11 protein-coding genes are annotated in these 15826 nt (G+C 65.3%); 7 read left to right on the top strand and 4 right to left on the bottom strand.

Annotated elements, in window-relative coordinates; all coding sequences use genetic code 11:
- Positions 1 to 36: 36 nt before the first annotated feature.
- From P6U30_RS20240 to P6U30_RS20230, 3 genes are all read right to left on the bottom strand, one after another.
- On the bottom strand, positions 37 to 1260 hold the full coding sequence (locus P6U30_RS20240) for a citrate transporter (RefSeq protein WP_407164703.1): 1224 nt from the start codon (positions 1258 to 1260) through the stop codon (positions 37 to 39).
- A 165-nt stretch (positions 1261 to 1425) separates the two neighbouring features.
- Positions 1426 to 2367: an alpha/beta hydrolase gene (locus P6U30_RS20235; protein ID WP_407164702.1), complete on the bottom strand. Its 942-nt coding sequence runs from the start codon at positions 2365 to 2367 to the stop codon at positions 1426 to 1428.
- A 37-nt stretch (positions 2368 to 2404) separates the two neighbouring features.
- Positions 2405 to 3184 (bottom strand): SDR family NAD(P)-dependent oxidoreductase, encoded by a 780-nt coding sequence (locus P6U30_RS20230; RefSeq protein ID WP_407164701.1) that lies wholly within the window; start codon positions 3182 to 3184, stop codon positions 2405 to 2407.
- Between the two features lie 235 nt (positions 3185 to 3419).
- Between P6U30_RS20230 and P6U30_RS20225 the strand changes: the two genes are divergently transcribed.
- Positions 3420 to 4388, top strand: a complete 969-nt coding sequence (locus P6U30_RS20225) for a DUF2155 domain-containing protein (protein WP_407164700.1) — start codon at positions 3420 to 3422, stop codon at positions 4386 to 4388.
- Positions 4389 to 4672: 284 nt separating this feature from the next.
- On the opposite strand, the gene aat is transcribed toward P6U30_RS20225, so the two are convergent.
- On the bottom strand, positions 4673 to 5353 hold the full coding sequence (gene aat, locus P6U30_RS20220) for a leucyl/phenylalanyl-tRNA--protein transferase (RefSeq protein WP_407164699.1): 681 nt from the start codon (positions 5351 to 5353) through the stop codon (positions 4673 to 4675).
- Between the two features lie 583 nt (positions 5354 to 5936).
- On the opposite strand from aat, the gene P6U30_RS20215 reads away from it, so the two are divergent.
- Genes P6U30_RS20215 through P6U30_RS20190 form a run of 6 tightly spaced genes read left to right on the top strand, consistent with a single transcriptional unit; the run spans position 5937 to position 15812 of the window.
- Positions 5937 to 7262: an MdtA/MuxA family multidrug efflux RND transporter periplasmic adaptor subunit gene (locus tag P6U30_RS20215; RefSeq protein ID WP_407164698.1), complete on the top strand. Its 1326-nt coding sequence runs from the start codon at positions 5937 to 5939 to the stop codon at positions 7260 to 7262.
- On the top strand, positions 7259 to 10366 hold the full coding sequence (locus tag P6U30_RS20210) for an MdtB/MuxB family multidrug efflux RND transporter permease subunit (protein ID WP_407164697.1): 3108 nt from the start codon (positions 7259 to 7261) through the stop codon (positions 10364 to 10366). The genes P6U30_RS20215 and P6U30_RS20210 overlap by 4 nt, the downstream gene beginning before the upstream one ends.
- Before the next feature lie 3 nt (positions 10367 to 10369).
- On the top strand, positions 10370 to 13657 hold the full coding sequence (locus P6U30_RS20205) for an efflux RND transporter permease subunit (protein WP_407164696.1): 3288 nt from the start codon (positions 10370 to 10372) through the stop codon (positions 13655 to 13657).
- Positions 13658 to 15160: an efflux transporter outer membrane subunit gene (locus tag P6U30_RS20200; RefSeq protein ID WP_407164695.1), complete on the top strand. Its 1503-nt coding sequence runs from the start codon at positions 13658 to 13660 to the stop codon at positions 15158 to 15160.
- Between the two features lie 8 nt (positions 15161 to 15168).
- Positions 15169 to 15477, top strand: coding sequence for a hypothetical protein (locus tag P6U30_RS20195; RefSeq protein WP_407164694.1), 309 nt, complete (start codon positions 15169 to 15171; stop codon positions 15475 to 15477).
- Positions 15474 to 15812 (top strand): BA14K family protein, encoded by a 339-nt coding sequence (locus P6U30_RS20190; protein ID WP_407164693.1) that lies wholly within the window; start codon positions 15474 to 15476, stop codon positions 15810 to 15812. Before P6U30_RS20195 ends, P6U30_RS20190 begins: the two co-directional genes overlap by 4 nt.
- The last annotated feature ends 14 nt before the right edge of the window (positions 15813 to 15826 follow it).

Raw genomic sequence — 15826 nt, 5'->3', positions numbered from 1 at the left:
GGTCGCGCCGACAGCGATTGTCGCAGCTCGCCAGCGTCAGTGCGAGGTGTCGGGATGCCAGCCGAGGAGGGCGAGCATCACGACGAAGCCGACGACATAACCCGCGATCACCGGCCAGCCGTGGGTGATCCACCTCGTCACCGACTTGGCCTCCGGATACATGTTGGACAGCGCGACGCCGGCGGACGAGCCGAACCAGATCATCGATCCGCCAAACCCGACGGCGTAGGCGAGGAAGCCCCAATCGTAGCCACCCTGCTTGAGTGCCAGCGCGGTCAGCGGAATGTTGTCGAACATCGCCGAGACGAAGCCGAGCCCGAGCGCGGTCTGCCACGCCGCGGCGGGCAGCTTTTCCACGGGCATCATCGAAGCCGCCGTGACCAGCGCCAGCAGAAACATCGTGCCCTTGAAGGTCTCGGGCACGACCGACCAGTCGGGCCGCCGCAGCCGTGACGTGACCAGGATGGCGAGCCAGACGGTCATGCCGAGCACCGGGAACGCGTCGAGCAGGGCTGGAAACCTGACGTTCGCCGCCACGTTGGCGGTCATTGCGGCGAGCAGGATGACCGCGACGATGGCAACGCGCGTCCAATCGATCCGCAAGCCGGATGGCGGGCGCTTGAGGATCGGCGAATGGCGCTGCTGTTGCAGAGAGACGGGCACCGCGACGATGAGCATGGCGACGATGGCCGCGACGTAAGCATTCAGCACAGCCAGCGGGCTGACGCCGGCGATCCACATCATGGTCGTCGTGGTGTCGCCGACGACGCTGCCCGCGCCGCCGGCATTGGCGGCCGCAACGATGGCGGCGAGGTAGCCGATGTGAACCCGGCCGCGGAAGACGTGGCGCGCGACGGTGCCGCCGATCAACGCCGCAGCGATATTGTCCAGGAACGCCGACAGCACGAAGATCAACGCGAGCAGGGCGACGCCGCCCTTCCAGTCGTGGGGCAGCAGCGCCGGCATCTCATCGGGAATGAGGCTCTCCTCGAAATGCCGCGACAGCAGCGCAAATCCCATCAGCAGCAGGAACAGATTGGTGAGCGTGACCCACTCGTGCTGCAGGTGGTGCACAAGGCCAGGGATGCCCGGGCCGAATATCGCGAAGCCGGCGAACAGCAATTTGTAGGCGACGATAGCCGCAAGTCCGGTCAGCGCGGCAGCAAGCGTGTGGTGGTGGAATAGGGCGACGCCGAGCAGCGTCAGTCCGAACAGGATGAAATCGAGCGGAATGCCGTAGACGGAAATAGCGGAGAGCACGACGATCTCGGGGCTGGGCTGTCGGACGAGTGACGCAGTCTGCCGCGACTATCGCGCGGCGTCCGCGAGTTCAAGGCGCAGCATCGTCGCCATGGTGGATATATGGACGCGCCAGTGAGCCCCGCGACCGGGGGCAGACCTCCGGCCGCTTCGTCGGGCGCGTTGTCAGTTCAGGCTCTTGAGCCAGGCGCTGATTTCGGTGACTGCGATATTCGCCTGATTGAGCAGCTTGCCCATGGTGAAGAAGCCGTGGAACTGGCCCGGGAAATGCCGGTAGGTCACGGGCACGCCGGCGTCCTTCAGCAATTTCGCATATTCGTCGCCCTCGTCGCGTAGCGGATCGGCGCCTGCGGTCAGCACATAGGCCGGCGGCAGGCCGGCAAAGCTTTTGGCTCGCGCGGGTGAGGCCCGCCAGTCGCTGCTGTCGGCACCGCCCAGATAATGGTTGGCGAACCAGCCGATCACCGAATGCGTCAGCAATACGCTGGTTTCGGGCTCGCGGTGCGAGGCATGCTGTCGCGAGAAATCGGTCGCGGGATAGACCAGCAACTGGCCGGCAAGCTTCGGTCCGGCCTCGCGTGCGGTGAGCGCGACCACAGCCGCAAGGTTGCCTCCGGCGCTGTCGCCGCCGACGACGAGGCGCGAAGCGTCGATGCCGAAATCCCTTGCATTGGCGGCGATCCATTTGGTCGCGGTGACGGTGTCATCGACCGCGGTGGGGAATCTGTGCTCGGGCGCCAGACGATAGTCGATCGAGATCACGATCAGCTCGCCCTCGTGCGCGAGCTTCTGGCAGACCACTTCGTGGGTATCGAGGTCGCCGATCACCCAACCGCCGCCATGGAAGAACACCAGGCATGGCGCAAGACCCGCCGCCTTGCGCAGCGTCTTCGGCGTGTAGATGCGCGCCGCGATCGTGCCGTGCGGCGCCGGGATCGCGAGCGGCTTGCTCGATTCGAGCGCGGGCGGCTCGGGATTGCTGACGACGCGGGCGGCTCGATAGTAGTCGCGCGCTTCCGCCGCCGTGAGCGTCTCGTAGGCGGGACGGCCGGCGTCCTGAAACGCCTTGTAGACGGCAGCGGCATCGGGATCGAGAACGATGGGCATTAAAGACAACCTTCCAATGATCTTTGAAGATGTCGCATCAGGCGGCGGTGCGGCCGCCGTCGACGGTGTAGGCGGAGCCCGACACGTAGCTTGCTTCGTCGGAGGCGAGGAAGGCGACGATCGAGGCGACCTCGCTGGCCAGGCCGAGCCGGCGCGCCGGGATGCGGTCGACGATCTTCTCCGGGGGCGGTGGCGCGTTGCCGCCGCTGCGGCCCTGCAGGATCGTGCTCAACATGCGGCTGTCGATCAAACCGGGGCAGACGCAATTGACGCGCACGCCCGTGCCGGTGCACTCCCAGGCCGCGCTCTTGGTGAGCCCGATCACCGCGTGCTTGCTCGCGCTGTAGACCGCGATCATCGGGGAGCCCATCAGGCCTGCGATCGAGGCGGTGTTGATGATGCTGCCCTTGTTCTGCTTCAGCATCACGGGCAGCACGTATTTCATGCCAAGGAAGACGCCGACGACATTGACGTCGAGCACCCGGCGAAAGCTCTCCAGCGAGTATTCGGAGATCGGCTTGATGTCGCCTTCGATGCCGGCGTTGTTGTAGAAGACGTCGATGGTGCCGAACCGATCGACGGCGGCGCGGACATAGTCCTTCACCTCGTCTTCCTGCGTGACATCGGCGGCCACCGCGAGCGCCTCGGCCCGGGCCGGCAGGTCCTTGATGACCGCCTTCAGGTCGTCCTCCTTGCGGTCGACTGCGACAATCCGCGCACCGCGGTCGGCGAGCAGATGCAGCGTGGCGGTTCCGATGACGCCGGCAGCGCCGGTGACGACGGCGACCCGGCCATCGAGCCTGATGCGATCGGCCATGTTGGTTTCCTCTGGCTGGTCCGGTTCAGTGCCGGATTCCTCGTTGTCGCGCTTGGGGCTGCGCGGGTTTGGGACACGGACTATTCCACGTGTTCCGGAGGCTGACCAGAGGCCGGGAAGGGCGGCAAACCGCCCTTTCCCCGCCGTATTCGGCGTGTTAACCGGTTGGCCTGCGAGCGGCCGATATCAAAGGTAAACTGTCGCGAGCCCGATTCGCCTCTTTAAGCCGCGCGAGATGTCTCGAACCATTGCCCTGATTGGCTTTGCGGCCTTGATCGCCGCCTCAACCGTGTCGCTTGCGCCGCCCGCCCGCGCGCAGATCGGAACGATTTTCTCCGATCCGCCGCCGCGGCCGCCCGGCGCGATTCCGCGCGGCCAGATGCCGCCCGGCGATGACGACGAGGAAGTGCCGGAATTGCCCCGCGGCCGGGTGCTGCCGACGCCGAATCGGCCGCTGCCGCCGGGACAGGCCGTGCCGCCGCCCGGGAGCGTGCAGTCGCAGCCTCTGGCGCCTCCGCCCGGTGTCGCGGTCGCGCCGCCGAACGCTCAGCCCGGCGTTGCCGTGCAGCCGCCGCAGCCCGGCGCGCCCAGCGTCGCCAACGCCCCTCCGGGCCAGCGCCCGGCCGCCAAGGGCGCGCCGGGGGCGCTGCAGCCCGGCGACGAGGTCGTGCAGGAGCCGCCATCGACCAAGATCACCAACAAGAAGGCGAGCTTCTCCGGTCTCGACAAGATCACCGGACGCATCATCAATTTCGACGAGGATATCGGCGAGACCGTGCAGTTCGGCGCGCTGCGTGTGAAGACCGATGCCTGCTACACGCGGCCGTCGACCGAGGCCGCCAACACCGACGCCTTCGTCGAGGTCGACGAGATCACGCTGCAGGGCGAGGTGAAGCGGATCTTCTCGGGCTGGATGTTCGCCGCGAGCCCTGGCCTGCACGGCGTCGAGCATCCGATCTACGACATCTGGCTGACTGACTGCAAAGGGCCGGACCAGACCATCGTGACGGCCGCGCCCGATCCACCGAAGCAGCCGACGCCGCCACCGCCGCCACCCGCCCAGAAGCGGCAGGCGAAGCAGGCGGCGCCGCGCCCCGCGCCACCGCCGCCACAATATCAGCAGCAGCCGCAACCACCGCCGCCACCTCCGCCGCAGCAACAGCAGCGCCCGGGCGGCTTGTTCGGCGGCCTGTTCGGGAATTAGACCAGGATGAGTTTGGGTCGAATCGCCTCGCGGCGGCTTCGGTCTACCTCTCCCCGCCGGGGAGAGGTCGGATTGCGCTCGGCGATGCGGAGCATCGTCCGAAGCAATCCGGGTGAGGGGGCCTTGCGCTCTCGATAGACCGTAACCCCTCACCCGATTTGCTGCGCAAATCGACCTCTCCCAAGGGAGAGGTGACCTCCGGCGCGGCTTCAGATCAACCTAATGCCATCATGCTTTGGTTGCGATCTTGGCGTCCGGATCTCGCGGGGCGGATCCGGACCATTTCAATTGCGTTCGGCGATGATGGCGAGCGCGTCCGCGCCCTTGACCGGCTTGGTGACGTCGAGCTTGCAAAAATCCGCCGGCGCCCCCGTGACCGCCTTGTCGAGCAGCGCGCGATAGCGGCGGCGTGGAATTTCGATCGCGCCGAACGTCTTCAGGTGCTCGGTCACGTATTGCGTGTCGAGCAGTTCGAAGCCGCCGGCGATCAGGCGCGCCACCAGATGCACCAGCGCGACCTTCGAGGCGTCGCGCGCGGTATGGAACATGCTTTCCCCGAAGAAGGCGCGGCCGAGGCTCACGCCATAGAGCCCGCCGACCAGATTGTCGTCCTGCCACACCTCGACGCTGTGGCAATGGCCGAGCGCGTTGAGCCCGACATAGAGATCGCGGATGCGCTTGTTGATCCAGGTGTCGTCGCGGCCAGGGTGCGGCGCCGCGCAGCCCGCGATCACGGCCTTGAACGCGGTGTCGACCGTGACGGCGAACGCGTCCGAGCGCACGGTGCGCGCCAGCCGCGAGGCGACGCGGAAACCATCGAGCGGAATCACGCCGCGCAGTTCGGGCTCGACCCAGAACAGGGTCGGGTCATCCGCGCTCTCCGCCATCGGAAAGATGCCGCAAGCATAGGCGCGCAGCAGCACTTCGGGCGTGATTTCGGAGGAGGCGGAGTCGCGCGACGTCATGTACGCAGGATAGCAAACACCGGGCGGCGACGCGATGGGGCCGTCGATGTTTGTACTGTCCTGACCCGTTGCCGGTTCCTTGAGGCCAGGTCGCGGGCGCAGCGGTGCGAGACACCTGATCGCGACCAAATCGGCAGGTAGCGCCATGCGACATGGCGATTGCATCTCCGACATTCAATCCAGGCGAGGTGGATCACACGAAACTGTCATTGAGCTCGTGTGCACCGTCGCACCATGAACGGTCATGCGCGCGTGCGTCTGTCTGGCTTTGAGGTCTCGCAAATTGGCCGCCTGAGCGCGATCACGTTTGAACACGTCCGCGCGTTCGTCGCCTTTGATGTGGCCTAGTTTGTCGGATTATTGCTGATCGTATTGCCCCGCTTGCGGAGCATCGGATAAACTGCAAGACAGCCCGGCGTGAAGGGCGAGATCGACTGGCGGTGGAGTAGACACCATCCTTTCCGATTGTTAACGCGCTTTGTGTTCCGGAAGCGTTCAAAATGCTTCCTCGAGTGTGGCGCGCGCGGGTTCAGGGGACGCAGAGAATCGCGCGAGCTCGTTCGTGTTTCGTCGTGGGCAGCTCATGGACCAGCAGATCAAAGATCCGACCCTCATTCCGTCAGGTGACGCGTCCAAACAGACCGGGCGGAAGTCGCGTGGCCGGACCGTGCTGACGACGCTTATCGTGTTGCTGCTGCTCGGCGGCATCGTCTGGTGGACGCGGCATCAAAGCGCACCGCAGCAGGCGGCCGGCGGACGCAACAGCGTGCCGATGTCGATCGTGCCCGAGACCGTCGCCAAGGGCGACATCGGCGTCAGCCTCAACGCGCTCGGGACCGTGTCGTCGCTCGCCACGGTGACGATCAGGAGCCAGATCAGCGGTTACCTGATGAAGGTCGATTTCAAGGAGGGCGATGAGGTCAAGAGGGGCGATCTGATCGCCGAGATCGATTCTCGTCCCTATGAGGCAACGCTGGCACAGGCCAAAGGTCAGCTCGCGCGCGACGAAGCGCAACTGAAGGGCGCCCAGGTCGACCTGACCCGCTACCAGGGTCTCGCCGCGCAGAATGCGGTGCCGCACCAGCAGCTCGACACCCAGATCGCGCTGGTCGCGCAATATCAGGGCACTGTGGAAGCTGACCGCGCTTCGGTGAGATCGGCCGAGGTCAATTTGGCGTACTGCCGCATCGTCTCGCCGATCAACGGGCGCGTCGGTCTGCGCCAGGTCGATCTCGGCAATTACGTGACGCCGGGAGACACCAGCGGCATCGTCGTGATCACGCAGCTCGAGCCGATCAGCGTGTTGTTCACCTTGCCGGAGGACAATCTGCAGGCGGTCGCGAAGCGGCTGCGCGAGGGCGCGGTGCTGCCGACCGCGGCCTACGATCGCAGCGGCGCCAACAAGCTCGCCGAAGGGACGCTGCAGACCTTCGACAGCCAGATCGATCCGACCACGGGCACCATCAAGCTGCGCGCCAAGTTCGAGAACGACAAGCGCACGCTGTATCCGAACCAGTTCGTCAACGTCCGTCTGCTGCTCGACACGCACAAGGATGTCACCACGATGTCGACGGCCGGCGTCCAGCGCGGCGTTCCCGGCACCTTCGTCTACCTGGTGAATGCCGACAGCACCGTTTCCGTCAAGCCCGTGAAGCTCGGCGTCACTGAGGGCGACCGCGTCGAGGTGCTGTCGGGGCTTTCGCCCGGCGATCGCGTCGTGATCGACGGCGCCGACAAGCTGCGCGAGGGCGCCAAGGTGATCGTTCGCTCGCCGGCCGACGCTGCCAATCCTGCCGCGGCGGCCAACGGCAATGCCAAAAGAAATACCAAGGGGGACGCAAAGGGGGCTGATCCTGACAAGGCCGGCGGTGGCAAGCGGGAGCGTTCCGAGGACGGACACAAGCAATGAACCCGTCACGGCCATTCATCCTGCGGCCGGTGGCGACGACCCTGCTGATGATCGCCATCATGCTGTCGGGCATGCTGGCGTTCAGATTCCTTCCCGTCGCGGCGCTGCCTGAGGTCGACTACCCGACCATCCAGGTGCAGACCTTTTATCCCGGCGCCAGCCCCGACGTGATGACCTCGTCGGTGACGGCGCCGCTCGAAGTGCAATTCGGCCAGATGCCGAATCTGAACCAGATGAGCTCGGTCAGCTCGGCGGGCGCTTCCGTCATCACCCTGCAATTCGGCCTCTCGATCTCGCTCGATGTGGCCGAGCAGGAGGTGCAGGCCGCGATCAACGCCGCCGGCAATCTCCTGCCGTCCGACCTGCCGGCGCCGCCGATCTATGCCAAGGTCAACCCGGCCGACGCCCCGATCCTGACGCTCGGCTTGACCTCGAAGACCATGCCGCTCACCCAGGTCGAGGATTTCGTCGACACGCGGCTGGCGCAGAAGATTTCGCAGCTTGCCGGCGTCGGTCTCGTCAGCATCAGCGGCGGCCAGCGGCCCGCGGTGCGCATCCAGGCCGACATCCGCAAGCTTGCGGCCTATGGCCTCAATATCGACGATCTCCGCACCACGCTCGGCAATGCCAATGTCAACACGCCGAAGGGCAATTTCGACGGCGCGATGCGCGCCCATACCATCAACGCCAACGACCAGATCCGCAATGCGACCGACTACAGGTCGCTGATCGTTGCCTACAAGAACGGCTCGCCGGTCCGGCTCAGCGACGTCGGCAATGTCGTCGAGGGGGCGCAGAACGACAAGCTCGGCGCCTGGATGAACGAGACGCCGGCGATCATCCTCAACATCCAGCGCCAGCCCGGCGCCAATGTCATCTCGGTTGTGCAAGGCATCAAGGCGCTGCTGCCGCAACTGCAGGCGACGCTGCCGGCCGCGATCGATCTCAACATCCTGACCGACCGCACCGTGACGATCCGCGCTTCGGTCCGCGACGTCGAATATGAATTGTCGCTCGCGGTGATCCTGGTCGTACTCGTGATCTTCGTGTTCCTGCGTTCGACGCGCGCGACGCTGATTCCGAGCCTGTCGGTGCCGCTGTCGCTGGTCGGGACGCTGGGGGCGATGTACCTGTTCGGCTTCAGCCTGAACAACTTGTCGCTGATGGCGCTCACGATCGCGACCGGCTTCGTGGTCGACGACGCCATCGTCGTGATCGAGAACATCTCGCGCTATATCGAGGAGGGTCAATCGCCGCTGGAGGCGGCGTTGCGCGGCTCCGAGCAGATCGGCTTCACCATCATCTCGCTGACGGTGTCGCTGATCGCGGTGCTGATCCCGCTGTTGTTCATGGGCGACGTGGTCGGCCGTCTGTTCCGCGAATTCGCCATCACGCTGTCGGTGACGATCCTGATCTCCGCGGTGGTGTCGCTGACGCTGGTGCCGATGGCCTGCGCCAAGCTGTTGAAGGCGGACGACGCGGCGCGTGAGAACGCCTTCCAGCGGTTCAGCCGGGAGGGATTCGACTTCGTCATCGCGATCTATGGCCGGATGCTCAACTGGGTGCTCGATCGCCAGACCCTGGTGTTGTTGATCGCGCTCGCAACCTTCGGCCTGACCGCGTGGCTCTATCTCATCATCCCCAAGGGCTTCTTCCCGCTGCAGGACACCGGCGTGATCCAGGCGATCTCGGAGGCGCCGCAATCGGTCTCCTACGGGGCGATGGCCCAGCGCCAGCAGCGGCTCGCCAGCGCGATCCTGAAGGACCCGGAGGTGGACAGCCTGTCGTCCTTCATCGGCGTCGACGGCACCAACACCACGCTCAACAGCGGCCGCATCCTGATCAACCTGAAGCCGCATGAGCAGCGCAAGTCAGACATCGCGACGGTGATGAACCGCATCAAGGCGAGCACCGCGTCGCTGACCGGAATCTCGCTTTATATGCAGCCGGTCCAGGACCTCACCATCGAAGGCACGGTGAGCCGGACGCAATACCAGTTCATTCTGCAGGACGCCGATCCGGCCGAGCTCGCCGAATGGACGCCGAAGCTGGTCGAGAAGCTGCGCGAGTTGCCGGAGCTCAGTGACGTTACCAGCGATATCTCGGCGCAGGGCCTTTCGGTGTTCGTCGAGATCGACCGCGACCAGGCGGCCCGGTTCGGGATCACGCCGGCGACGATCGACAATGCGCTGTACGATTCCTACGGCCAGCGCATCGTCTCCACCGTCTTCACCAACTCGAACCAGTACCGGGTGATCCTGGAGGCCGATCCGTCCTTGCAGAACTCGCTGCAATCGCTGTCGTCGATCTACCTGCCGTCGTCGGTGGGGTCGACGCCGGTGCCGTTGTCGGTGATGGCGAAGATGCGCGAGCAGACCGCGCCGCTGCAGGTCTCGCATCTTGGCCAGTTCCCGTCGGCGACGGTCTCATTCAACCTGGCGCCGGGCGCCTCGCTGGGCGAGGCGGTGACGGCGATCAAGCAGGCGCAGATCGACATCGGCCAGCCGCTCGGCGTCATCACGAGCTTTCAGGGCGCGGCGCTGGCGTTCCAGTCGTCGCTGTCCAACCAGCTCTTCCTGATTCTTGCGGCGATCATCACGGTCTACATCGTGCTGGGCGTGCTCTATGAGAGCTTCATCCATCCGCTCACGATCCTGTCGACGCTACCCTCGGCCGGTATCGGCGCGCTGCTTGCGCTGATGATGGCGAAGCAGGACCTCACCATCGTCGCGATCATCGGCATCATCCTCCTGATCGGCATCGTGAAGAAGAACGCGATCATGATGATCGACTTCGCGCTGGATGCCGAGCGCAACGAGGGCAAGCCGCCGCGTGAGGCGATCTACCAGGCGTGCTTGTTGCGCTTCCGGCCGATCATCATGACGACGATGGCCGCGGTGCTCGGCGCGCTGCCGCTGATGATCGGCACCGGCGCGGGCTCCGAGCTGCGCCATCCGCTCGGCATCTCGATCGTCGGCGGCCTGTTGGTGAGCCAGTTGCTCACCCTGTTCACGACGCCGGTCATTTATCTCTGGTTCGATCGTCTCGCGGTTCGGTTCGCCGGGCGATCCGGGGAGGTCGGCGAGGCAACCGGGTCGCGTTGAGCCATGGATCCGTCAACACCCTTCATCCGGCGGCCGGTGGCGACCACGCTGCTGACCTTCGGGCTTGCGGCGGCCGGGGTGGTGGCGTTCTTCAAGCTGCCGGTGTCGCCGCTGCCGCAGGTGGATTTCCCGACCATTTCAGTGCGGGCGACGCTGCCCGGAGCCAGCCCGCAGGATGTCGCGACGACGGTGGCGAGCCCGCTGGAGCGGCATCTCGGCCAGATCGCAGACGTCACCGAGATGACGTCGTCAAGCTCCGTCGGCGCCACCCGCATCACGCTGCAGTTCGGCCTCAACCGCGACATCAACGGCGCGGCGCGCGACGTGCAGGCCGCGATCAACGCGGCACGCGCCGACCTGCCGACCAGCCTGCGCTCCAATCCGACCTATCGTAAGGTCAATCCGGCCGACGCGCCGATCCTGATCCTGACCCTGACGTCGGATACGCTGACGCGCGGCGATCTCTACGACGCGGCGTCCACCGTGCTGGCGCAAAAGCTGTCGCAGGTCGAGGGGATCGGCGAGGTGGTGGTCGGCGGCAGCTCGCTGCCGGCTGTCCGAGCCGAGCTCATTCCGCAAGCGCTGTACAAATACGGCATCGGTCTGGAGGACGTTCGCGCCGCGCTGTCGAATGCCAATGCGCACAGTCCGAAGGGCGGGATCGACGTCGGCGACCGGCGCTACCAGATCTACGCCAATGACCAGGCCAATAAGGCCGAGGACTATAAGTCGCTGATTGTGGCCTACCGTAACGGGGCGGCCGTTCATCTCTCCGACGTCGGCGAGGTGGTCGACGGCGTCGAGAATCTGCGCAACTCGGGCCTTGCCAACGGCAAGCCGGCGGTGCTGATCATCCTCTACCGGCAGCCGAACGCGAATATCATCAGCACTGTCGACCTGGTGAAGGCGTTGATGCCGCAGCTCAAGGCATCGGTGTCACCGGCGATCGACATTGGTCTCGCGGTCGACCGTTCGACCACCATACGTACATCGCTGCACGACGTGGAGCGAACCCTGATCCTTGCCGTGCTGCTGGTCATCATCGTGGTGTTCGCGTTCTTGCGCAATGCGCGAGCCACCTTGATCCCGGTGGTCGCGGTCTCGGTGTCGCTGGTCGCGACCTTCGGGGCGATGTATCTGATCGGCTACAGTCTGGATAACCTGTCCCTGATGGCGTTGACGGTTGCGACCGGCTTTGTCGTCGACGACGCCATCGTCGTACTGGAGAACGTCACCCGCTACATCGAGGAGGGGATGAGCCCGCTTAAGGCGGCGCTCAAGGGAGCCAATGAGGTCGGGTTCACCGTTCTGTCGATGAGCATCTCGCTGATCGCGGTGTTCATCCCGATCCTGCTGATGGCGGGCATCGTCGGCCGGCTGTTCCGCGAATTCGCGATGACGATCTCGATCTCGATCCTGATCTCGCTCGCGATTTCGCTCGCGACCACGCCGATGATGTGCGCGATCCTGCTGAAGCCCGAGCGCGGCCGGAGCCACGGGCGGCTCTATTGGGCGAGCGAACGCATTTTCGAAGCGATGCTGAATTTCTACCGCAGGACGCTTACCGCCGCGTTGCAGCACCCGCTGTCGGTGATGCTGATCCTGGCCGCCGTGTTCGGCCTGAATTTCTATCTCTACGGTGTGATCCCGAAGGGCTTCTTCCCGCAGCAGGATACGGGACGGCTGGTCGGTTCGATCCAGGCCGACCAGAGCGTGTCGTTCCAGTTGATGCAGCAGAAGCTCGCGCAGTTCGTCAACATCATCAAGAGCGACCCGGCCGTGGAGACGGCGGTCGGCTTCACGGGCGGGGGCCAGACCAATTCCGGCTTCGTGTTCGTCTCGCTGAAGCCGCTCGATCAGCGCAAGATCAGCGCCGACGGCGTGATCAGGCGGCTGCGGCGGGAGATGACCGTCGTTCCCGGCGCCAGCCTGTTCCTGCAGGCGGTGCAGGATATTCGCGTCGGCGGCAGGGCGTCGAACGCGCAGTACCAGTACACGCTGCAAGGGTCGACGCTGGAGGAGCTCAATGAATGGACGCCGAAGATCGCGGCCGCCCTGCAACATGATCCGAACCTGGCCGACGTCAACAGTGACCAGCAGAACAAGGGCCTGGAATCCAACCTCGTGATCGACCGCGACGCGGCGGCCCGGCTCGGCATCACCGTGAGCCAGGTCGACAACACCCTCTATGACGCATTCGGCCAGCGGCAGGTCTCGACGATCTATGTCGCGCGCAATCAGTATCACGTCATCATGGAGGTGGCGCCGCGCTATTGGCAGAACCCGGAGACGCTCAAGGACGTCTATATCAGCAAGTCGGGCGCGTCGGTCGGCGGCTCGCAGTCGACCAACGCCGTGGCCGGCACGGTGGTGGCGCCCGGAAATTCGAGCGCGGCGAGTGCGGCCAACGCCCAGGCCGCGCGCAATCAGGCCACCAACTCGATCGGTGCGACGGGGAAGGGCGTGGCCTCGACCGGATCGGCGGTCAGCACCAGCAGCGAGACAATGATCCCGCTTTCGGCGGTCGCCAGCTTCAAGGAGGGCGCGACCCCGCTGGCGGTCAATCATCAGGGTCTGCTGGTCGCCAACACCATCTCGTTCAACCTGCCGCCGAATGTCTCGCTGAGCACCGCAGTCGCCAGCATCGAGGCCACCATGAACCGGATCGGCGTCCCGGCCACGATCCGCGGCACGTTCCAGGGCACCGCGAAGGCATTCCAGGATTCCCTCAGCAATCAGCCGTTTCTGATCCTGGCGGCGCTGGTGACCATCTACATCGTGTTGGGCGTGCTTTATGAGAGCTACGTCCATCCGCTGACGATTCTATCCACACTGCCCTCCGCAGGTGTGGGCGCCTTGCTGGCGCTGATGGCATTCAAGACCGAGTTCAGTATCATGGCGCTGATCGGCGTCATCCTGCTGATCGGCATTGTGAAGAAGAACGCCATCATGATGATCGATTTTGCTCTGGAGGCGGAGCGCAAGCGCGGGCTGGAGCCGCTCGAGGCCATTCGCGAGGCCTGCCTGCTGCGCTTCCGTCCGATCATGATGACGACGATGGCGGCGCTGCTGGGCGCAACCCCGCTGGCGATAGGGGTGGGCGAAGGGGGCGAGCTGCGTCAGCCGCTCGGCATCGCCATCGTCGGCGGCCTGATCCTGAGCCAGGTTCTGACGCTCTATACGACGCCGGTCATCTATCTCTACCTCGACCGGTTCCGCCTGTGGGCCCAGCGCGTGCGGCGCGGCGGCACTGCAACACGGTTTCCTGGGTCTCTCCAAGCGGGCGAGTAAATGCCGATAGCCACAGCGTTGCGAAACTTTCGGACGGCGCGGAAATCTGCCCGTTTTCCGCGCGTGCGGACGTTCCGTCCCCGCAATCGGCCCGCGCTGGTGATGCTGGTCGGCGTCGGTCTCGGGCTATCGGGCTGCATTCCGGGCTCGGAACGCCCCGAGCTCAATCTCGAAGTGCCGGCAAGCTATAAGTCCGCCGCCAAGGGCAACGCCGATACCGCCGTTCCGGCGCTCGCCTGGTGGCGCGGTTTTCGCTCCGCCGAACTCACCGGGCTGATGGAATCGGCGCAAGAGTACAATCTCGATATCGCGGCCGCGATCGCGCAAATCGTGCAAGCTGACGCGCAAGTCGGCGTCTCCGGGGCTGCGCTGCTGCCGTCAGTCTCGGGCTCGTTCACCGCCGAGCGTGAGCGGTTGGCGAGGGGATCGAATTCATCGACCGGCGTCAGCGGGACGTTCTCGTCATTCAATCTCGGGCTGAGTGCGAGCTATATCGTCGATTTCTGGGGCAAGAACCGCGCGACGCTGGCATCGTCGGAGGAGAGCGCCACGGTTGCCCGCTACAATCGTGAGGTGGTGGCGCTGACCACGATGGCGACCGTCGCCAACACCTATTTCCAGCTCCTTGCGGCGCAGGACCAGATCAAGGTGACGCGCCGCAACCTAGCCGCGGCCGAGCGCATCCTTGGTCTGATCAAGCAGCAATTTGCCGGCGGTACCGCCTCGCAACTTGACGTGTCGCAGCAGGAAGCGCTGGTTGCGACCCAACGCGCGGCGATCCCGCCGCTCGAGGTGACGGTCGGGCAGAACACCGCCGCGCTGGCCCTGCTGGTGGCGCGGGCGCCGGCCAATTTCACCGTGCGCGGCGGCAGCACCACGCAGATTTCGGTCCCGCGCGTCACGCCGGGGCTGCCGTCGGAATTGCTGTATCAGCGGCCCGATATCCGCCAGGCCGAGGCGCAACTCGCTGCCTCCAATTTCAGCGTCGAAGCCGCGCGGGCAGCTTTCTTCCCGCAGATCCAGCTCACCGGCACCACCGGCTTCCAGAGCGCGGCGCTCGCCTCGTTGTTCGCTCCGGGCGCGTGGTATTACACGCTCGCCGCCAGCCTGACCCAGCCGCTGTTCGACGGCTTCCTGCTGGAGAGCCAGCTCAAGCTCGCCAAGGGTCAGCAGTTGCAGAACTTGCAGGCCTATCGCAAGGCCGTGCTGTCGGCTTTCGCCGATGTCGAGAAGGCGCTGATCGCGCTGCAGAAGTTCACGCTGCAGGAGCGCCTGCAGTCCGACGTGGTGGCCAGTTCACGCAAGGCGTTCGAGGTCGCCGAGACGCAGTTGCGCGGCGGCACCATCAACCTCATCACCGTGCTGCAGGCACAGCAGACGCTGTTCACCGCTGAGAACAATCTGGTCACGGTCAGGCTCAACAAGCTGCTGGCGGCCAGCAGCCTGTTCCAGGCGCTTGGCGGCGGCTGGACGCCGACCGGCACGCTGGCGGCGCTGCAATGAGGATGGCCATGCAACGGTTGATTGGACGGGTGGTTGTCGGGTTTGTCATCGCCTTGGGCATTCCGTCGGGCGCGTCTCGCGCGCAACTGGTGCCCAACGGCGTCCCGCTCTCGTTCGGCATGACGATCGACCAGGCGAGCAGGGCGCTCGGGGTGCCGTTAAACTACGTCCGCGGACGCCCCGGCAATGAACTCTTCGTCGCGCTGCCCAATGTCAGGGGAAGTCTATTGTCGAACCGCAGCGACGGACTCTATCTGCAGTTCGGCAGAGGGCATCTGATTGCCTGGAAGGGCGACTGGGGGACGATCCGGCCATGAGGAACGCAGCCGTCACCGTAACAAAGGGGCTCATTGTCTGTGCCGTCGTCGCGCTATGCACGAGTGGCACGGCATCCGCGCAGCAGCGCCCGCTGCGCTTCGGCTACACCAGCGGCTGGTCCTTCGACGGCAGGGACGATGATCGCGACTTCCGCACCAATGGCTATTTCCCGGGCAATTTTGCCGCCGATCCCTTCAGCGCCGGCTTCGGCGCGGCGGGCCTGTTCGGAGCGACACCGTGGCGCTCGGCACTGCCGTATCCGTCGCAAGTCGTCTTCGCCGCGCCGTGCCCGGATTGCGTTCCGCACAGGAAGCGGCGGCACCGGTCTCGATGAACGTGAGGGGTGGG

The organism is Bradyrhizobium sp. ORS 111 (assembly GCF_045571485.1).
GTDB lineage: Bacteria > Pseudomonadota > Alphaproteobacteria > Rhizobiales > Xanthobacteraceae > Bradyrhizobium.
Note: the sequence above shows the minus strand (reverse complement) of the source record. Positions and strands in the feature narration are given on the sequence as shown.